The 19,176-nt window shown below is 70.7% G+C and carries 17 protein-coding genes and 1 pseudogene; 8 read left to right on the forward strand and 10 right to left on the reverse strand.

Translation table 11 applies throughout. The features are described 5' to 3' along the window. Positions 1-89 precede the first annotated feature (89 nt). On the forward strand, positions 90-1,058 hold the full coding sequence (locus ACFWWU_RS03860) for a LysR family transcriptional regulator (RefSeq protein ID WP_384138516.1): 969 nt from the start codon (positions 90-92) through the stop codon (positions 1,056-1,058). A 362-nt stretch (positions 1,059-1,420) separates the two neighbouring features. Next, positions 1,421-1,738 (forward strand): annotated as a pseudogene (locus ACFWWU_RS03865) (GNAT family N-acetyltransferase); the annotation flags it as partial. A gap of 17 nt (positions 1,739-1,755) precedes the next feature. On the opposite strand, the gene ACFWWU_RS03870 reads toward ACFWWU_RS03865, so the two are convergent. Both ACFWWU_RS03870 and sodN read right to left on the reverse strand, forming a co-directional pair. Continuing rightward, complete coding sequence (locus ACFWWU_RS03870; protein WP_384138519.1) at positions 1,756-2,193, reverse strand: hypothetical protein; 438 nt, start codon at positions 2,191-2,193, stop codon at positions 1,756-1,758. Between the two features lie 167 nt (positions 2,194-2,360). Then, complete coding sequence (sodN, locus tag ACFWWU_RS03875; RefSeq protein WP_015036129.1) at positions 2,361-2,756, reverse strand: superoxide dismutase, Ni; 396 nt, start codon at positions 2,754-2,756, stop codon at positions 2,361-2,363. 259 nt (positions 2,757-3,015) lie between these two features. On the opposite strand from sodN, the gene sodX reads away from it, so the two are divergent. Next, positions 3,016-3,450, forward strand: coding sequence for a nickel-type superoxide dismutase maturation protease (gene sodX / locus ACFWWU_RS03880; protein ID WP_384138522.1), 435 nt, complete (start codon positions 3,016-3,018; stop codon positions 3,448-3,450). On the opposite strand, the gene ACFWWU_RS03885 is transcribed toward sodX, so the two are convergent. Further along, positions 3,354-3,983, reverse strand: a complete 630-nt coding sequence (locus tag ACFWWU_RS03885; protein ID WP_384138525.1) for a CGNR zinc finger domain-containing protein — start codon at positions 3,981-3,983, stop codon at positions 3,354-3,356. The genes sodX and ACFWWU_RS03885 overlap by 97 nt on opposite strands. A gap of 94 nt (positions 3,984-4,077) precedes the next feature. On the opposite strand from ACFWWU_RS03885, the gene ACFWWU_RS03890 reads away from it, so the two are divergent. Further along, entirely contained in the window at positions 4,078-4,827 is a 750-nt protein-coding gene (locus tag ACFWWU_RS03890; protein ID WP_384138527.1) for a class I SAM-dependent methyltransferase, read from the forward strand. A gap of 66 nt (positions 4,828-4,893) precedes the next feature. On the opposite strand, the gene ACFWWU_RS03895 is transcribed toward ACFWWU_RS03890, so the two are convergent. The 3 genes from ACFWWU_RS03895 to ACFWWU_RS03905 are packed head-to-tail and all read right to left on the reverse strand — an operon-like array spanning position 4,894 to position 7,612. Further along, on the reverse strand, positions 4,894-5,661 hold the full coding sequence (locus ACFWWU_RS03895) for an amino acid ABC transporter ATP-binding protein (protein ID WP_384138530.1): 768 nt from the start codon (positions 5,659-5,661) through the stop codon (positions 4,894-4,896). Next, positions 5,658-6,608: an amino acid ABC transporter permease gene (locus ACFWWU_RS03900; RefSeq protein ID WP_384138533.1), complete on the reverse strand. Its 951-nt coding sequence runs from the start codon at positions 6,606-6,608 to the stop codon at positions 5,658-5,660. The genes ACFWWU_RS03895 and ACFWWU_RS03900 overlap by 4 nt, the downstream gene beginning before the upstream one ends. A 29-nt stretch (positions 6,609-6,637) precedes the next feature. After that, positions 6,638-7,612, reverse strand: coding sequence for an ABC transporter substrate-binding protein (locus ACFWWU_RS03905; RefSeq protein WP_384138536.1), 975 nt, complete (start codon positions 7,610-7,612; stop codon positions 6,638-6,640). A gap of 537 nt (positions 7,613-8,149) precedes the next feature. Here ACFWWU_RS03905 and ACFWWU_RS03910 point away from each other — a divergent pair. From ACFWWU_RS03910 to ACFWWU_RS03920, 3 genes are all read left to right on the forward strand, one after another. Continuing rightward, on the forward strand, positions 8,150-9,358 hold the full coding sequence (locus tag ACFWWU_RS03910) for an NADP-dependent malic enzyme (protein ID WP_329621218.1): 1,209 nt from the start codon (positions 8,150-8,152) through the stop codon (positions 9,356-9,358). A gap of 203 nt (positions 9,359-9,561) precedes the next feature. Next, complete coding sequence (locus ACFWWU_RS03915; RefSeq protein WP_317599072.1) at positions 9,562-10,527, forward strand: zinc-binding dehydrogenase; 966 nt, start codon at positions 9,562-9,564, stop codon at positions 10,525-10,527. Between the two features lie 120 nt (positions 10,528-10,647). Continuing rightward, entirely contained in the window at positions 10,648-11,985 is a 1,338-nt protein-coding gene (locus ACFWWU_RS03920; RefSeq protein ID WP_384139550.1) for a cellulase family glycosylhydrolase, read from the forward strand. Positions 11,986-11,995: 10 nt separating this feature from the next. Here the strand turns inward: ACFWWU_RS03920 and ACFWWU_RS03925 are convergent, their stop codons facing one another. Together ACFWWU_RS03925 and ACFWWU_RS03930 are read right to left on the reverse strand one after the other, a co-directional pair. Next, complete coding sequence (locus tag ACFWWU_RS03925; RefSeq protein ID WP_384138541.1) at positions 11,996-12,937, reverse strand: helix-turn-helix transcriptional regulator; 942 nt, start codon at positions 12,935-12,937, stop codon at positions 11,996-11,998. 1 nt (position 12,938) lies between these two features. After that, positions 12,939-13,820 carry a DUF4097 domain-containing protein gene (locus ACFWWU_RS03930; RefSeq protein WP_384138544.1) on the reverse strand — a complete coding sequence of 294 codons (882 nt, stop codon included), beginning with the start codon at positions 13,818-13,820 and terminating at the stop codon, positions 12,939-12,941. Positions 13,821-13,967: 147 nt separating this feature from the next. Here ACFWWU_RS03930 and ACFWWU_RS03935 point away from each other — a divergent pair, with 147 nt between their 5' ends. Beyond that, positions 13,968-14,822: a hypothetical protein gene (locus tag ACFWWU_RS03935; RefSeq protein WP_384138547.1), complete on the forward strand. Its 855-nt coding sequence runs from the start codon at positions 13,968-13,970 to the stop codon at positions 14,820-14,822. Between the two features lie 17 nt (positions 14,823-14,839). Here ACFWWU_RS03935 and ACFWWU_RS03940 read toward each other — a convergent pair whose 3' ends face one another. Continuing rightward, positions 14,840-15,025 (reverse strand): DUF6104 family protein, encoded by a 186-nt coding sequence (locus ACFWWU_RS03940; protein WP_018102711.1) that lies wholly within the window; start codon positions 15,023-15,025, stop codon positions 14,840-14,842. Between the two features lie 90 nt (positions 15,026-15,115). Further along, positions 15,116-18,931, reverse strand: a complete 3,816-nt coding sequence (locus ACFWWU_RS03945) for a multifunctional oxoglutarate decarboxylase/oxoglutarate dehydrogenase thiamine pyrophosphate-binding subunit/dihydrolipoyllysine-residue succinyltransferase subunit (protein ID WP_384138551.1) — start codon at positions 18,929-18,931, stop codon at positions 15,116-15,118. Between the last annotated feature and the right edge of the window lie 245 nt (positions 18,932-19,176).

Here is a 19,176-nt window from a genome sequence, read left to right on the forward strand (position 1 = left end):
CCCGCCGCCTCCAACTGCCTTGCAAACCAAGGAATATGACGCGCTCCGGCTGTCTGGTGCGACGCAGGTCGCCGCCCTACCCTCGGGGCATGGAGCTGGAGGTGAGGCATCTGCGCGCGCTCTGCGCCATCGCGGACGCGGGCAGCCTGCACAAGGCGGCGCGCCAACTGGGCATGAGTCAGCCCTCGTTGACCACCCAACTGCGCCGGATCGAGAACTCCCTGGGCGCCGAGCTCTTCTCCCGCGGCCGCACCGGCTGCCTGCCCACCCCGCTCGGCCGTTCCGTGCTCAGCCGGGCCCGCCCCCTCGTCGCGGACATGGCCGCGCTCGTCACCGAGGCCCGGGCCGCGGTCGCCCGCACCGAGGGTCCCGGACTCCGCGTCGGCTCCACCGCCAGCCGGGCGCTCCCCGGCTGGCTGCGCCGGCTCCGCCAACGCCTGCCCGGCACGGACGTCGGGCTCCGCGTGGACGTCTCCGCGAACGCGCTGCTGAGCACGGTCGCCGCGGGCCAGCTCGACGTGGCCTTCGTCCACGAGGTCGAGGGCTGCCCCCTCCGGGTGCCCGAGGGACTTCAGCGGCGGGTCCTGGTCGCCCGCGAACCGCAGTTCGTCTCCCTGGCCCGCGACCATCCCGCCGCCGCCAGCCCCGTCGTCGACCTCGCCGACCTCGCCCGCGACCACTGGATGGTCGACCCGACCGTGGACGGCGAATGGGACGGCCTCCGGCGGGTCCTCGGCGCGGCCGGCATCGACCCGCCGCTGCTCCACGGCGACTACCACACGGCAGCGTCCCTCATCGTCCTCGGCGAGGCCGTCGCCCCCTGCCAGCCGACCTCGGTGCCCCGCGAGGACATGGCGATCCGGCCGCTGCGCGGCGACCCGCTGGCGGTCCGGCTGCTGCTGTACGCGCGCCCGGGGACGGCCCTGGACACGCTGTACGCGGAGCTGGCCGCCGCCTATCGCGAAGCGGCCCTGCGCGCCGCCCCGTACCGCGAGTGGCTGCGGCGCCAGGGTGCGGCGGCCGAGCTGTCGGTGGGGCCGTGCATGATGGCCGTATGAGCGATCGTGACGGTGGGGGCGGAAGGGCCGTGGTGCGCCGCGCCCGCGCGGAGGACCTGGGGCGGGTCGTCGAACTCGTCGCCGAACACGCCGAGTACGAGAAGGCCCCACCCCCGACCCCGGACCTCGCGACCCGCCTCGCGGGCCTCCTCTTCGGCGGGTCCGGTCCGGGCGACGAGGCGCACGGACCGGCAGAGCCCGGCGGCGAGTCGCCGGGACCGACGGGGCCTGGCCACGAGTCGCACGGACCGACTGAGCCCGGCGGCGAGTCGCAGGAACCGACGGGGCCTGGCCCCGAGTCGCACGGATCGGCAGAGCCCGGTGGCGAGTCGCACGGACCGGTGCGGCCCGGGGCCGAGGTGCCCCGCCTCCGCTGCCTGGTCGCCGAGCTCCCGGACGGGACTCTCGCGGGCTACGCCACCTGCGCGCCCGAACTCTCCACCTGGGACGGCGTCGCGTACCTCCACATGGACTGCCTCTACCTCACGTCCACGGCCAGGGGCCACGGCCTCGGCCCGCTCCTGGTCGACGCCGTCCGCGCGGAGGCGCGCGCCCTGGGCCTGACGGAGATCCAGTGGCAGACGCCCGCCTGGAACGAGGGCGCGATCCGCTTCTACGACCGCCTGGGCGCGACGTCCAAGGAGAAACGCCGCTACACCCTGCCGGTGGACCCGGCCTAGGGCGGCGACGCTGACGCTCAGCGGGCGGTGTCGACCAGACCCCGCTCCGGATCGGCCCGGACGCCCGCCTGCCAGACCACGGGCCCGCAACGCTCGCCGTTGGGCGTGACCTTCCGCAGCGTGACCTCGGCGGTGCGGTCGTAGAGGTCCCGGCCGTCGGCCGGGTCGGTGACCCGGAAGCGCACGGCCACCCGCTGCTCTCCCGTGGCCTCGGGCAGAGGCAGCCGGAACGTCCCGAGTGGGCCGTCCTGCCGCGCCTGCCCGTTCCGGCAGACCTGGTCGGCGCAGAGCCGGTACCCGGCCTCGACGGGGAAGTGCGCGGTGTCCCAGACGACATGCACCTGGGATTCCGCACCGATCAAGGTGCACACCGCCCGCTCTTCGCCGCACCCGGCGGCCGACACCACGGCCGCCGACGTCGCCGCGGCCACCGCCCAGCGCAGCGCCCTCTCCACCGTCGCGACCCGAAGGTATCGAGGGTGTCTCCCCGGTGGCCGCCGACGGGCGAAAAAAGACCGCACCCGGGCCGCATGGACGCCGTGTTCGGCGGCCTGCGGACCGGGTGCGGACCGGGAAGCCGGGCAAGCGGGAAGACCCGCCGGCCCTGAGGCGTGACCAGAGGTCAGGCCTTCTTGGTCTCCCAGAAGATGCGGTCGATCTCGGCGATGAGCTCCAGCGCCTTCTCGCCCGTCTTCGGGTCGGTCGACGCCTTGGCGGCCGAGAGGGCCTTCAGGGTGTCGTTGACCAGCTGGTTGAGCTCGGGGTACTTCTCGAAGTGCGGGGCCTTGAAGTAGTCGCTCCAGAGCACCGAGACGTGGTGCTTCGCGAGCTCCGCGCGCTGCTCCTTGATGACCGTGGCACGGGCACGGAAGTGCGCGTCCTCGTTCGCCAGGTACTTCTCCTGGACAGCCTTGACCGACTCGGCCTCGATGCGGGCCTGGGCCGGGTCGTACACGCCGCACGGGAGGTCGCAGTGGGCGCTGACCTTCACCTTGGGGGCAAACAGGCGGGAGAGCATTGAGCCGTCCTTCCTCGTGATCGTCTTCTCAGGTGGGACATTACTCGGTGAGAAGGGCGTTTTCGCGGGCGCCCCCTGGGGCTTAGGTCAAAAGTCCAGGGTCACCATGGGACTCGTGTACGAGTGGACGAGACGTGTCGACGGACGGGTCGGCGGCACGGGTCGGCGGACGTGTCGACGGGACGGGTCGGCGGACGTGTCGACGGGACGGGTCGGCGGACGTGTCGACGGGACGGGTACGAGCAGGGTGGGAGTGCCGATGAGGGAAGCGGGGCCGGAGCGCGTGGGTGAGGCCGGGGCGCCGTTCGGGATCGCCGAGGTCACGGGGGTGTCGATGGTGCCCACGCTGCTCCACGGCGACCAGTTGCTCGTGCGCTACGGCGCCCGGTTGCGGCCCGGCGCCGTCGCCGTGCTGCGGCATCCGCTCCAGCAGGATCTGCTCATCGTGAAGCGGCTGATCGAGCGACGTGACGGCGGCTGGTGGGTGCTGGGCGACAATCCGGACGCCGAGGGGGACAGCCGGGTCTTCGGGGCCGTACCGCCCGAGCTGGTCCTCGGGCGGGTACGGGCGCGGTACCGGCCGGTGACGCCGGGGCGTCAGCGGTCGGCCTGGGTGGTGCTCTCCTGGCTGTTCTCCTCGGTCAGGCCCGTGTGGTCGGACCGCTCGGCCTCCAGGCGCTTGCGGGCCCGGTAGGCGGCCACGTTGGCCCGGGTCGCGCAGCGGTCCGAGCAGTAGCGGCGGGAGCGGTTGGTGGAGGTGTCGAGGTAGGCGTTGCGGCAGGGCGGCGCCTGGCACAGGCCGAGCCGGTCCGCGCCGAACTCCGTCAGGTGGAAGGCGAGGCCCATCGCCGCGATCGCGGCGTAGCCCGCGGTCGCGTTCGAGGGGTGGTCGGCGAGGTGCATGTGCCAGCGGGGCCGGCCGTCCTCGTCGAGGGTGTCGTGGCCGGAGATCTGCGGGCTGACCGGGAACTCCAGCAGCAGCGAGTTCAGCAGGTCCACGGCCCCCGTGTGGTCGCCCTCGTCGGCCGCGGTGAAGACGGCCCGCAGGCGGGTGCGTACCGACCGGAAGCGGGTCACGTCGGAGTCGGTCGCCCGCCGGGCCATCTGGGTGGCCGGGCCGAAGAGCTCCCGGATCACCTCGACGGAGGTCAGGGCGTCCTTGTTACGGGCCGGCTCCTCGGTGTTGACCAGACGCACGGCGTAATCCGAGTAATAGGCCAGTTCCACTTGTAGTCCTTACTCCGGCGGGCTAGTGTCTCGGTCGGAAGGGGTAACGGCTGTTCCCCTATCGAGGGTATTACGAAGCGGGGAGGGTACGGCGATGACCGGAACCGACTGGGCGGGCTGGCAGCAGAGCTGGGACCGTCAGCAGGAGTGGTACATGCCGGACCGTGAGGAGCGGTTCCGGGTGATGCTCGACATGGTCGAGGCCGTTGTGGGACCGAAGCCCCGCGTGCTCGACCTCGCGTGCGGTACGGGAAGTATCACGGATCGGCTCCTCCAGAGGTTCCCGGAGGCGACCAGTACCGGTGTCGACCTCGACCCGGCGCTCCTCGCCATCGCCGAGGGGTACTTCGCGGGCGACGAGCGCGTCACCTTCGTGACCGCCGACCTCAAGGACCCCGCGTGGGTCGCGCGGCTGCCCCACGACTCGTACGACGCCGTCCTCACCGCCACCGCACTCCACTGGCTCCACAGCGAGCCCCTGACCGCCCTCTACGGGCAGGTCGCCGGTCTCGTCCGGGACGGCGGCGTCTTCATGAACGCCGACCACATGATCGACGAGAGCACGCCCCGCATCAACGCCGCCGAGCGGGCGCACCGGCATGCCGTCATGGACAGGGCCAAGGCCGGCGGCGCCCTGGACTGGGCCGCGTGGTGGGCCGAGGCCGCGAAGGACCCGGCCCTCGCCGAGCCCACCGCCCGCCGCTTCGAGATCTACGGCGAGCACGCCGACGGCGACATGCCCTCCGCCCGCTGGCACGCGGACACCCTCCGCGCCGCCGGCTTCGGCGAGGCCCGCCCGGTGTGGGCGTCGCCCTCCGACACCCTGCTCCTCGCCGTGAAGTAGCCCGGTAACCCGAAAGAGGGAAAGGGCGGTACGGGTGACCCCGTACCGCCCCTTTCCTGTCCCGTGTCAGAGCACCTTGGACAGGAACGCCTTCGTCCGGTCGTGCTGCGGGTTGCCCAGGACGTCCCGCGGGTTGCCCGACTCGACGACCACGCCGCCGTCCATGAAGACCAGCGAGTCGCCGACCTCACGGGCGAAGCCCATCTCGTGCGTGACGACGATCATCGTCATGCCCGACTCGGCCAGGTCCCGCATGACGTCCAGGACGTCACCCACGAGCTCCGGGTCGAGCGCCGACGTCGGCTCGTCGAAGAGCATCAGCTTCGGCTCCATCGCCAGCGCGCGGGCGATGGCGACACGCTGCTGCTGGCCGCCGGAGAGCTGCGTGGGGTAGCTCCCGGCCTTGTCGGCCAGGCCGACCCGGTCCAGCAGCCGCTCGGCCCGCTCGCGGGCCACGGCCTTGGTCTCGCCCTTCACCTGGATCGGCGCTTCCATGACATTGGCCAGGGCCGTCATGTGCGGGAACAGGTTGAAGCGCTGGAAGACCATGCCGATGTCCCGGCGCTGGGCCGCGACCTCGCTGTCCTTCAGCTCGTAGAGCTTGCCGTTCTTCTCCCGGTAGCCGACCAGCTGGCCGTCGACCGAGAGCCGGCCGCCGTCGACCCGCTCCAGGTGGTTGATGCACCGGAGGAAGGTCGACTTGCCGGAGCCGGACGGGCCGACGAGGCAGAAGACCTCGCCGTTCTGCACCTCGAGGTCGATACCGCGGAGGATGTGGGCGGCGCCGTACGACTTGTGGACGCCCTCCGCCTTGACCATGGGCTGACCGGTCATGCCGATGCCTCCGGGGAACGCTTGAACGTGGTCAGGTTCGTCTTGACCCGCTGCCACGGGGTGGGCGGCAGGTTACGGGTCGAACCGCGGGCGAAGCGGCGCTCCAGGTAGTACTGGCCGACGCTGAACACGCTGGTCAGCGCCAGGTACCAGATCGAGGCGACGAAGAGCATCTCCATCACGGCACCGGCCGTGCTGCCGATGTTCGAGGAGGCCCGCAGCAGCTCGGTGTACTGCACGGCCGAGACCAGCGACGAGGTCTTCAGCATGTTGATGAACTCGTTGCCCGTCGGCGGCACGATGACCCGCATGGCCTGCGGGAGCACGATGCGGCCCATCGTCTTCGTCTGGGACATGCCGAGCGCATGCGCCGCCTCGGTCTGGCCCTCGTCGACCGACTGGATGCCCGCGCGGACGATCTCCGCCATGTAGGCGCCCTCGTTGAGGCCGAGGCCGAGCAGCGCCACCATGAACGGCGTCATGACGTCCACGGTCTCGTTCTTGTAGATCGGCCCGAGGTCGATGTACTCGAAGATCAGCGACAGGTTGAACCAGACGAGCAGCTGGACGTAGACCGGGGTGCCGCGGAAGAACCAGATGTAGAGCCAGGCGACCGCACCGGTCACCGGGTTCTTCGACAGCCGCATCACGGCGAAGAGGACGCCGAGGACGAGGCCGAGGGCCATGGACGCGACGCTGATGATGATCGTGTTCCACAGGCCGCTGATGACCGACGGGTCGAACACCTTGTCCCACACCGTGTCCCAGATGATGTTGCCCTGGGAGAAGGCGTAGACGAGCCAGCCGAGCAGTGCGACGACCACGACGGCGCTGATCCAGCGCCCGTAGTGCCGCACGGGGATGGCCTTGATCGCCTCGTACGGGGAGCCCGAGGCGCCGGACCCGGCCGGAGCGGCGGCCGGATCCTTGCTGATCTTGTCAGTCATGACGACTGCCCTTCAGTGGAGCGGGGAGGTCACTTGCCGGCGTTGACGGTGGCCGACTTCACGGCGCTGTCCTCGACGTCCCACTTCTTCAGGGCATCGGCGTAGGTGCCGTCCTTGATGATCGCGTCGAGCGCCTCCTTGACGGCGTCGCGCAGCTGGGTGTTCTCCTTCGAGACGCCGATGCCGAAGAGGCCGACGTCGCTCTGGCTGCCGACGACCTCGAAGTCGTTGCCGCCGCCCGAGGTCTTCGCGATGTACGCGGCCACCGGGTAGTCGTTGAGGTCGGCCACGGCGCCGCCGGCCTTGACGCGGGTCTGGGCCTCGGCGTCGGTGTCGAACGCCTGGATCGTCAGCTTGTTCGCGCCGCACTTCGCGGCCTGGGCCTTGAAGGTGTCCTCGTAGATCGTGCCGCGCTGGACGGCCACGGTCTTGCCGCAGAGGTCGTCGAGGGAGTTGATGCCCTGCGGGTTGCCCTTCTTGACCAGCAGGGAGACGCCGGAGCTGAAGTAGTCGACGAAGTCGATGCCCTTGCCGATCTTCTTCCCGTTGTCGTCCAGGCCCTCCTGGCGCTTCTTGTTGTCCGTCATCGAGGACATGATCAGGTCCTGGCGGCCGGTGTAGATCGAGGTGATCAGACCGTCGAAGGTGCCGGAGGTGAACCTGAACTCGACGCCGAGCTGCTTGCTCAGGGCCGCGGCGATGTCGGGGTCGACGCCGACGATCTTGCCGCCCTCGGTGAACTCCATCGGGGCGTACGAGGCGTCCGTACCGACCTTGATCACGCCGGCCTTCTGGATGTCGGCCGGGAGCTTGGAGAAGAGCGGTGCGGCGTTGGCGGGCGGCGCGGAGCCGCCGTCCTTCGTCGGCGTCGCGGAACCGCCCTCGGTCTGGTCGCCACAGGCGGTCAGCAGCATCGAGCCGGCGACCGCGATGGCGGCGACCGCGGCAAGACGGGACGTGCGGGTCTTGGCGGCGGTCGTACAGCGCGTGGCGCGTGCGGTCATGGTCGGGTTCCTCCGGCGTGTGAGGGAGTTGCCAGTAGGTCGCGTACGCGTCTTCGAGTGCCGCGACCTCGTGTGATTACGGCATCTTGCCATTCGGACCGCCTCAAACCGACGGCCATGGATGTCAAAATCGGGTAACGGGTGACCCCCGAATCACGACAGGCCGGTACATCAAGGCCGGACCTTCTTCGGAATCCCTTCCCCGTCACCGGAAAATCTCCGGTAGATCTCGCCATTCGGACGAGCCGAAGGCGGCCATTCGGGTGTGGTGAGTATCTATCGGGACAACGGGTGACGTGTCGCGCTCCGTCCGTGTCCGGATGCACTCGGTATGAGTCGCGTCACCGAGCGGTTATGGACTCGTCTGCGGTGCCGTCCGTCCGGTAAGAAGGATCCTTACACCCCTCATCCGGGGCTCAGGGCGCGTTGTGCGGCGCGCCCGCGCGGCTGCCAGACAAGGCGGCCGCGGTGCCTCCCCACCCCTCCTCAACCAGGAGTGGCCACCCTCAAATGAAACAGACTTAAGGGGTCTTCCCAATGGCAGCGGAGATCGTCAATCCTCGCAATGACAGTGGTACGGATGGGGCACCCGAGCCCTTCGATCCTGTCTTCGCCCTTCACCGGGGCGGCAAGATGGCCGTGCAGGCCACCGTTCCCCTCCGGGACAAGGACGACCTGTCCCTCGCGTACACGCCCGGCGTCGCCAAGGTGTGCACCGCGATCGCCGAGCAGCCCGAGCTGGTCAACGACTACACCTGGAAGTCCCAGGTCGTGGCCGTCGTGACCGACGGTACGGCGGTGCTCGGCCTCGGCGACATCGGCCCGGAGGCCTCCCTCCCGGTCATGGAGGGGAAGGCCATCCTCTTCAAGCAGTTCGGCGGCGTGGACGCGGTCCCGATCGCCCTCGCCACCACCGACGCCGACGAGATCGTCGAGACGGTCGTCCGGCTCGCCCCGTCCTTCGGCGGCGTGAACCTGGAGGACATCTCGGCGCCGCGGTGCTTCGAGATCGAGCGCAAGCTCCAGGAGCGCCTCGACATCCCCGTCTTCCACGACGACCAGCACGGCACCGCGATCGTCACCCTCGCCGCCCTCCGCAACGCGGCGAAGCTGACCGACCGGACCCTCGGCGACCTGCGCGCGGTCATCTCCGGCGCCGGTGCGGCCGGTGTCGCCATCGCCAAGTTCCTGCTGGAGGCCGGCCTCGGTGACGTCGCCGTCGCCGACCGCAAGGGCATCGTGAGCCGCGACCGCGAGGACCTCACCGACGTCAAGCGCGAGCTCGCCGAGATCACGAACAAGGCGGGCCTGACCGGCTCCCTGGAGACCGCCCTCGCCGGCGCGGACGTCTTCATCGGCGTCTCCGGCGGAACGGTCCCCGAGGCGGCCGTCGCCTCCATGGCCCCGAACGCCTTCGTGTTCGCCATGGCCAACCCGAACCCCGAGGTCCACCCCGACGTCGCGCACAAGTACGCGGCCGTCGTGGCGACCGGGCGTTCGGACTACCCGAACCAGATCAACAACGTCCTCGCGTTCCCCGGCATCTTCGCCGGCGCGCTCCAGGTCCGGGCCTCCCGGATCACCGAGGGCATGAAGATCGCCGCGGCGAACGCGATCGCGGACGTGGTGGGCGACCAGCTCGCCGCCGACTGCGTGATCCCGTCGCCGTTCGACGAGCGGGTCGCCCCGGCCGTCGCGGCCGCGGTCGCCGCCGCCGCCCGCGCGGAGGGCATCGCGCGCCGCTGAGCCCGCACCTGAGCCCCGACAGGGCCCCGTTCCGCACCGCCGGGACGGGGCCCTGTCGTGTACGTCGGGACGGGCCTCGTCGCGTGGGCCGGGGCCGGTCTCGCCGCGTAGGCGGGGGCGCGGCCTCGTCGCGCACGGCGGAGGTATGTGTCACACGGGTGCGTGGTTCCGCCACACGCCTGTCCGACCCTAGGGTCGGGGCCATGTTCGCTGCCTACGCTGCCCGAATCGACCGCGACCAGCCCCTGAACGGGCTCGAATTGGGCGAACGCCCCGAGCCCGAGGTCCGGCCCGGCTGGACCACCGTCACCGTCAAGGCCGCCTCGCTCAACCACCACGACCTGTGGTCGCTGCGCGGGGTCGGACTGCCCGAGGAGAAGCTGCCGATGATCCTCGGCTGCGACGCCGCCGGCATCGACGAGGACGGCAACGAGGTCGTCCTGCACTCCGTGATCGGCCAGACCGGCCACGGCGTCGGGCCGGACGAGCCCCGCTCCATCCTCACCGAGCGGTACCAGGGCACGTTCGCCGAGCGGGTGACCGTGCCCCGCTGGAACGTGCTGCCCAAGCCGAAGGAGCTCTCCTTCGAGGAGGCCGCCTGCCTGCCCACCGCCTGGCTCACCGCGTACCGCATGCTCTTCACCAACGCCGGTGTACGGCCCGGGGACTCGGTGCTCGTGCAGGGCGCGGGCGGCGGCGTGGCCACCGCCGCGATCGCCCTCGGCAAGGCGGCGGGCCTGCGAGTCTTCGCCACCAGCCGCGACGAGGCCAAGCGTAAGCGCGCCGTCGAGCTCGGCGCCGTCGAGGCGTACGAGCCGGGGGCGCGGCTGCCGCAGCGCGTGGACGCGGTCATCGAGACCGTCGGCGCCGCGACCTGGTCGCACTCGGTCAAGTCGCTGCGGCCGGGCGGCACCCTGGTCATCTCGGGCGCCACGAGCGGGGACCGGCCCGCGCACGCCGAGCTGACCCGGATCTTCTTCCTGGAGCTGAAGGTCGTCGGCTCGACCATGGGCTCCAAGGACGAGCTGGAGGACCTGCTGTCGTTCTGCGCGGCCACGGGCGTCCGGCCGGTCGTCGACGAGGTCCTGCCGCTGGACCGGGCCCGCGAGGGCTTCGAGAAGATGGCCTCCGGCGAGCTCTTCGGAAAGATCGTCCTCACGACCTCTTGATGACTCGTCAGTCGTGCTGATGGGATCTCCGGCAACGAAACATGAACATCTCTCACATCCTCGTGCCGGAGGTCTTCCTTGTTGCGAACCACCCTTGTGGCGAGTGCCGTCGTCGCCGCGCTGCTCACCCCGACGGCCGCCCATGCCGAGACCGGGGGCGCGGGCGGTGACGGCATACCCGCGCTCACCGACGAGCACGGCCGCACCCTCACCCTGCGCGGCTGGAACCTCGCGGACAAGGCGAACAGCGGCGACGCAGCCCTCTCCGCGATCACCGAGAAGCACATCCGCGACATGCGCGCCAAGGGCTTCAACTTCGCCCGCCTCCTCGTCTTCTGGGACGACCTGGAGCCCCGCCCCGGCCAGTACAGCCAGGCCTATCTGCGCAAGATCGAACGGATCCTGGGCTGGGCCGAGAAGCACGACGTCAAGGTGCTCCTCGACGCCCACCAGGACGTCTTCGGCCCGGCCTTCGGCCATCGGGGCATCCCCGAGTGGGCGACCAGGACCGACGGCCTGCCCTTCACCCCGCACCCCGACGACTGGTTCTCCGAGTACTTCGAACCGGCCGTCCAGCGGGCCTTCACCCACCTGTACGAGGACGAGGACCTCAGGCTCGCCCAGGCCCGCATGTGGCGGGTGCTCGCCGACCGCTTCGAGGACCACCCGGCCGTCCTCGGCTACGACCTGATCAACGAGCCGATGGGCGAGATGGGGGAGGGCGAGGACCTGGCCACGGCGGCCCGCCGCATCGAACGCGAGCAGCTGACCCCGATGTACAACCGGATGGCGGACACCATCCGTTCGGTCGACCCGGACACCTGGATCTTCGTCGAGCCGACCCCCATCGTGGGCGAGGGCGTGCCCACCGGACTCGGACGGATCGACGACCCCCGGATCGTCTACGCGCCGCACTTCTACAACGCCGGCATGGAGGCAGGCACCGACTACGACCCCGCCGCCCGCTGGGTCGAGAACTACGAGCAGGCCGTCACCCTGTACCCCAAGGAGTACAAGGTGCCCGTGGTGGTGGGGGAGTGGGGCCCGCTCAACAACTCCCTGCCGAACATGAACCGCTTCTACCGCGAGGCGATGTCCTCCCTCGGCCGCTACAGCTCGGGCTGGGCGGGCTGGGAGTGGTGCTACGGCGGCGGGTACTGCGCGGTGGACGGCACCGGCGCCTTCCGCACGAACAAGGAACTGACCGCCGAGCCGTACGCGGAGGCGGTCGCCGGCACGGTCCGCGCCGCGGCCTACGACGCGGCGACGGGCGTCTACCGCCTGTCGTACGACTCCGCGGGGCGGCGCGGTCCCCGCGTCACCGAGCTCTCGCTCCCGCCCGGCGACTGGCGGGTGACGGCCCGGGGCGGGGCGCTCGTCCTCCGCAAGGACCGGGGGAGGGCCTGGATCCTCGCGGTCCCGGGTGCCCGGGTGACGGTCACCGCCACCCGGGGCTGACCCGGCTCGCTCAGCTCGTGCGCCGCGGGTTCAGCACGTCCGTGATCCGGACCGCCGCCGTCGACAGATGGCGGCGGGTCTCGGCCAGCTGCTCCCCGCTCACCCCGTGGTCACGGGCCGCGTCGCGGATCTCGTCCCGGAAGCGGTCGAGCAGCCGGTCGAGATCGCGTCCCGGATCACCCGAACCCTCCGTGTCACGCGCCCACTCCGGCGCCCGCCCGGCCTCGTCGACGGGGTCGGACGCCGCGCCCTCTCTCGTGGCACCGGCGGTTCCCGCGGCGTCGGCCGCCTGGGCCGCCGCCTTCGGATGTGTCGTGCCCGCCACCAGGCCACCGAGTTGCGCCGTGATGTCCGAGAGGCCCTCCCAGACTCCCTTGGGCCAGTCGCCCCGCGAGAAGCGGTCCTGGACCTCCTCCTGGACCTGCTGGGCGATGCGCTGGAACTCCTTCGCCTGATGGCGGGCCGACTGGGCCTCCGCCTTGGCCTGGCGGGCCTGTTCCTTCCACTCGTGCTTCGCCCGGCGAAGCTCCTCCTTGGCGTCGGCGAACGACGAGCCCTCCGCCTTCCGCGTCTGGCCCGCCGCGGCGCGCATCTCGCTGCGCACCCGGCCGGCCGCACCGCGCACGTCGTCGCGGATCTCGGCGGCCAGCTCCGAGACCGAGTCGCGGATCTCCCGCTCCAGGTCGGTCAGTTCGGCCCCGCGGCCGGCCAGCTCGGCGCGGCCCGCGTCGGTGATCGAGTAGACCTTCCGGCCGCCCTCGCTGGCGTGGGTGACGAGGCCTTCGACCTCCAGCTTGGCGAGTCTCGGGTAGACCGTGCCGGCCGAGGGGGCGTACAGCCCCTGGAAGCGCTCCTCCAGGAGCCGGATCACCTCGTAGCCGTGGCGGGGGGCTTCGTCGAGCAGCTTGAGCAGGTAGAGGCGGAGGCGGCCATGGGCGAAGACGGGCGACATGTCAGAGCACCTTTCCGGTCGCGGAGGAGGACGTGGTGGGGGCGGCGGCGGACTCGGTGTCCTCGGCCGCCTCGGGGCGGCGGAGCAGGGCGATGGAGCCGGAGACGGTGGTCGCCTTGAGCGTGCCCCGCCCGGAACCCAGGGTGCCGGTGACGGACTTGGTGCCCCACTGACCGGTCACCCGCAGATCCTCGAAGGCGTTCGACACGGAGCCGCTCGTCGTGCTCGCCTCCACCCGGGCGTCGGCCGGATGCGGCAGCCGGATGGCGACCTGGCCGGAGACGCTGGTGAGCCGGATGTCGGCGGGCGGCCCGTCGAGCTCGCCCGGGTCGAGGTCGATGACCATGTCCCCGCTGACGGTCTCGGCCTTCACGGAACCGCCCGCGCCCTCGATCACCGTGACGGCGCCCGTCACCGAGGTGATCCGCAGCGCGCCCGTGACCGACTGGGCCTCCAGGCTTCCGGAGACGGTCTCGGCGCGGACCGGACCGGAGAGCCCGACGAGGGTCGTGTCGCCCGTGACGCCGCGGACCTCCGTACGCCCTCTGATGCCGGAGACGACCGCCTCGGCGTCGACCGCGCCGACCTCGACGTCGACGCCCGCGGGGACGGCGACGGAGACGACGGCCCGGCGCCGGTGCCCCTTGCGGTCGAACCACTTGAGGAGGTTCTTCCACTGAAGGTCCTCGTAGGTCACGGTCAGGGTGGAGCCGTCCTGCGTCACGATCAGCGGCGGGCCCTCGATCTCGGAGATCTCGACGCGGGCGGAACTCTCGTCCGTCCCCACCACGTTCACCGTGCCGTTGACGATGCGGACCTGCAGGCGCGTCACGGGGGCGGCCGGGGCAAGTTTCGTCGGCTCGGTGACGGACCACTCTGTCATGGTGCTGACCTCCCGTTTCGGCAACGCAACATATCGCGACTCTCGATAGACACGATATATCGCGGTCGGGGGAAGTCAACCCTGACTCTTCCCTGATGCGCGGGGGCAATCACCGCCGTATACGGACAAATTGGCTAGCGTGGGGGCATGAACGCGACATCCGGATCGAGCCCCTCAGGGGCGCTGCTGCTCTGCCGTGCCGACCCCCCGGCGGTCAGGCCGCCGGCCCAGCTCCTGCGGGAACAGCTGCTCCTCGCCCCCGCGGGCGACGACTGGAGCGTGCTCGTACCGGAGGGGAAGCCCTGGCTCCACGGCGGGGAGCCCGTCGAACAGGTCGTCACCGGCTGGGCCACCGCCCTCGCCGTCTCCGCCGCGACCTGGCCCGTCCTCGCCCTGTGGTGGGACCGCGACCGGGCCGGGATCACGCTCGCCGCGGGCTTCCGCCGCACCGTCGGCTACACCTGGCTCGCGGACGGCACGCCCGTCGGCGAGGACGAGGCCATGCGTACGTTCGCCGCAAGGCTCGCCCTCGACCCCGTCCTGGACGTGCAGGCCCTGGAACCGCTCACCGAACCCGACCCGGAGGCCGACGCCCACCGTCGGCTCGTCGGTGTCGTCGCGGTCCTCGCCCGCACCGGCCTCGCCCTGCCGACCGGACTCGTCCCCGGCGACAACGCCGACCGGCTCCGCTCCGTCGCCCTCGCGCAGGGAGCCGAGCAGCTCGAATGGCCGGGCGCTGGGGTCTCCCCTGCTCGAACGAAGCTGAGAGCTTGGGGAAGCGATGCGGTGCGGGCCGAGCTGGACGCGGTGGAGGAGGGGCCCCTCGGCCCGTACCTGCGCGGCCCCAGGGCGCGGGTGCTGGGCGGGGCGCAACTCGCGGCGGGCGTGCCGCTGCTGGTCTGGGGGATCGGCCGGCGCAGCGGCGGCTGGACGACGGCGGGGGCGCTGCTCGTCGCGCACGGCGCGCTCGGACTGGCCTACGACCGACTGCGGGACCGCTGACGGGGGAGCGGAGCCTCCTACTCGTCCTCGTCCTCGTCGTCGTCCAGACGGGCCAGCCAGGTCGCGAGGCGCTCGACCGGCACCTCGAAGTCGGGGTTGAGGTCGACGAACGTCCGCAGCTGCTCGGCGAGCCACTCGAAGGTGACCTCCTCCTCGCCGCGCCGCTTCTCCAGTTCCTCGATGCCACGGTCGGTGAAGTACATGCGACCAGGATAGGCAATCCGGAAACGCCGGAGGCCCGGCACCCCTCTCGGGGTTCCGGGCCTCCTTCCGTACGCGTACGGAGTGGTCGATCAGGCGTCGAAGACCTCGTTGACCAGCTGCTGCTGCTCCGCCTGGTGGCGCTTGGCCGAGCCGACCGCCGGGGAGGAGGAGTGCGGACGCGAGATCCGGCGCAGGCGCTCGCCCGCCGGGATGTCCGCGCCGACCGCCAGGTCCAGGTGGTCGATCAGGTTGAGCGCGATGAACGGCCAGGCACCCTGGTTCGCCGGCTCCTCCTGCGCCCAGATGTACTTCGCGGCGTTCGGGTACTTGGCGATCTCGGCCTGGAGCTCGGCACCCGGCAGCGGGTACAGACGCTCGAGACGGATGATCGCGGTCTCCGTGTCGCCCCGCTTCTGACGCTCGGCCTCCAGGTCGTAGTAGACCTTGCCCGCGCAGAAGACGACCTTGCGGACGTCCGCCGGGTTCGCCGTCGCGTCGCCGATCACCGGGCGGAAGCCGCCGGTGGTGAACTCCTCCACCTTCGACGCCGCGGCCTTCAGACGCAGCATCGACTTCGGGGTGAAGACGATGAGCGGCTTGTGGTGCGGGTTGTGCACCTGCCAGCGCAGCAGGTGGAAGTAGTTCGACGGCAGCGTCGGCATGGCGACCGTCATGTTGTCCTGGGCGCACATCTGGAGGAAGCGCTCCGGGCGCGCGGACGAGTGGTCCGGGCCCTGGCCCTCGTAGCCGTGCGGCAGGAGCAGCGTGACGCCGGAGGTCTGGCCCCACTTCTGCTCGGCCGAGGAGATGAACTCGTCGACGACGGTCTGCGCGCCGTTGACGAAGTCACCGAACTGGGCCTCCCAGACGACCAGGGAGTCCGGGCGGGCCAGCGAGTAGCCGTACTCGAAGCCCATCGCCGCGTACTCGCTGAGCAGCGAGTCGTAGACGTTGTAGTGGGCCTGGTCCTCGGCCAGGTAGAGCAGCGGGGTGTAGTCCTCGCCGGTCTCCTGGTCCACCAGGACCGCGTGGCGCTGGCCGAAGGTGCCGCGGCGGGAGTCCTGGCCGGAGAGCCGGACCGGGGTGCCCTCCATCAGCAGGGAGCCGATGGCGAGGGTCTCGCCGAAGCCCCAGTCGATGGTGCCGTCGTCGATGGAGGCGGCGCGGCGCTGCATCTGGGGCATCAGACGCGGGTGGACCGTGATCCGCTCCGGGATGCTGACCTGCGACTCGGCGATCCGCTTCACGACCTCCTGGGAGACCGCGGTGATGACGCCGACCGGGAACTCGGCGCGGGCGTCCGGCACGGTCGCCGCGGCCGGGGCGGCGGTGGCCTCGCGGACCTCCGCGAACACCTTCTCCAGCTGGCCCTGGAAGTCCTGGAGCGCCTGCTCCGCCTCTTCGAGGGTGATGTCGCCGCGACCGATGAGCGACTCGGTGTACAGCTTGCGCACCGAACGCTTCTTGTCGATCAGGTTGTACATCTGCGGGTTGGTGAACTGCGGGTTGTCGCCCTCGTTGTGACCGCGGCGGCGGTAGCAGATGAGGTCGATCACCACGTCCTTGTTGAACGTCTGGCGGAACTCGAAGGCGAGCCGCGCGACGCGGACCACGGCCTCCGGGTCGTCACCGTTCACGTGGAAGATCGGCGCCTCGATCATGCGGGCCACGTCGGTCGCGTACATCGAGGAACGCGAGGACTCCGGGGCGGCGGTGAAGCCCACCTGGTTGTTGATGACGATGTGGACCGTGCCGCCGGTGCGGTAGCCCCGCAGCTGCGACATGTTCAGGGTCTCGGCCACGACGCCCTGGCCGGCGAAGGCCGCGTCACCGTGGAGGGCGACCGGCAGGACGGTGAAGTCCGTGCCGCCCTTGTTGATGACGTCCTGCTTGGCGCGGACGATGCCTTCCAGGACCGGGTCGACCGCCTCCAGGTGCGAGGGGTTGGCGGCCAGGGAGACCGTGATCTGCTCGCCGTCGAGACCGGTGAAGGTGCCCTGGGCGCCCAGGTGGTACTTGACGTCGCCGGAGCCGTGCATCGACTTCGGGTCGAGGTTGCCCTCGAACTCGCGGAAGATCTGCGCGTACGACTTGCCCACGATGTTCGCGAGGACGTTCAGACGGCCGCGGTGGGCCATGCCGATGACGACCTCGTCGAGGCGCGACTCGGCGGCCGAGTCGATGACCGCGTCGAGCAGCGGGATGACGGACTCGCCGCCCTCCAGGGAGAAGCGCTTCTGGCCGACGTACTTCGTCTGCAGGAAGGTCTCGAAGGCCTCGGCGGCGTTCAGGCGGCGCAGGATCCGCAGCTGCTCCTCGCGCTCCACACGGGCGTGGGGGCGCTCGACGCGGTCCTGGATCCACTTGCGCTGCTTCGGGTCCTGGATGTGCATGAACTCGACGCCGGTGGTGCGGCAGTACGAGTCGCGCAGGACGCCGAGGATGTCGCGGAGCTTCATCATCGACTTGCCGGCGAAGCCGCCGACCGCGAACTCCCGCTCAAGGTCCCACAGGGTGAGGCCGTGCTCGGTGATGTCCAGGTCGGGGTGCTTGCGCTGCTTGTACTCCAGCGGGTCGGTGTCGGCCATGACGTGGCCGCGGACCCGGTAGGAGTGGATGAGCTCGAAGACGCGCGCGGCCTTGGTGACGTCGTCGTCGTGCGACGCGTCGATGTCCTTGAGCCAGCGGACCGGCTCGTAGGGGATGCGCAGCGCCTTGAAGATGTCGTCGTAGAAGCCCTGCTCGCCGAGGAGGTAGTTCGCGACGACGCGCAGGAACTCGCCGGAGGCGGCACCCTGGATGACCCGGTGGTCGTACGTCGAGGTCAGGGTCATGACCTTCGAGATGCCCAGCTTGTTCAGGGTGTCCTGCGACGTGCCCTGGAACTCGGCCGGGTAGTCCATCGAGCCGACGCCCATGATGACCGACTGTCCGGGCATCAGACGCGGCACGGAGTGGACGGTGCCGAGGCCGCCGGGGTTGGTCAGGGAGACCGTGACGCCGGTGAAGTCCTCCATCGTCAGCTTGCCCACGCGGGCCCGCTTGACGATGTCCTCGTACGCCTGCCAGAACTCGAAGAAGTTGAGCGTCTCGGCCTTCTTGATGCCCGCGACGACGAGCTGGCGGTCGCCGTTGGGCTTCACCAGGTCGATCGCGAGACCGAAGTTGACGTGCTCCGGCTTGACCAGGGTCGGCTTGCCGTCCTTCTCCGCGAAGGAGTAGTTCATCGACGGCATGGCCTTGATCGCCTGCACCATCGCGTAGCCGATGAGGTGCGTGAAGGAGATCTTCCCGCCCCGGGCACGCTTCAGGTGGTTGTTGATCACGATCCGGTTGTCGAAGAGCAGCTTCACCGGGACGGCGCGGACGGACGTGGCCGTCGGCACCTCCAGCGAGGCGTTCATGTTCTTCGCGACCGCGGCGGCGGGACCGCGCAGCGTGACCAGCTCGGGGCCGACGGGGGCCGTGGTGGCCTCCTGGGCCTTGACCGGCGCCGGAGCGGCGGCGGGCTTGGCGGCGACCGGGGCGGCCGGGGCCGCGACGGGCTTGGCCGGAGCCGGAGCCGGAGCCGGAGCCGCGGCGGGAGCCGGCGCCGGAGCGGGCACGGAGGCCTGAGCGGCCGCCGGAGCGGCAGGTGCGGCCTGTGCGGGGCCCGCCTGCGGCGCTGCGGGCGCGCTCTGAGTGGTCGTGGTGGGGGCCGGGGCGGTCGGGGTCGCCGACGCTCCCGGCTTGTAGTCGGCGAAGAAGTCCCACCAGGCACGATCGACCGAATTCGGGTCCTGGAGGTACTGCTGGTAGATCTCGTCGACGAGCCACTCGTTGGCACCGAAGGCGGCTGCAGGGTTCTGACCCTGCCCGTCTTGGTCGGTCGGGGAGCTCGGGGTACTGGGGGACTGAGACGACACGGCGGCAACCGCCCTCTTCCGCTTCACAAGGTGATGGACAGCGGAAATAAAGGCTACGCCTACCCGGCCGGGAGGTGCAGGCCGGGCACTCCAACGTCGCGCAAGTCACACTTGGCGAGGTGTTTCGGGACCGTGAATGGCGGGAAACAAACGCGGTTCCGAACGTGTGAGGGTACGGAAAAGCGGGGGCACGGCCCTCTTCGACCGCATCCCTGATCGCACCTCGTTCACGTGCACGCAGGTCC

This window comes from Streptomyces sp. NPDC058650 (assembly GCF_042717315.1).
Classification (GTDB): domain Bacteria; phylum Actinomycetota; class Actinomycetes; order Streptomycetales; family Streptomycetaceae; genus Streptomyces.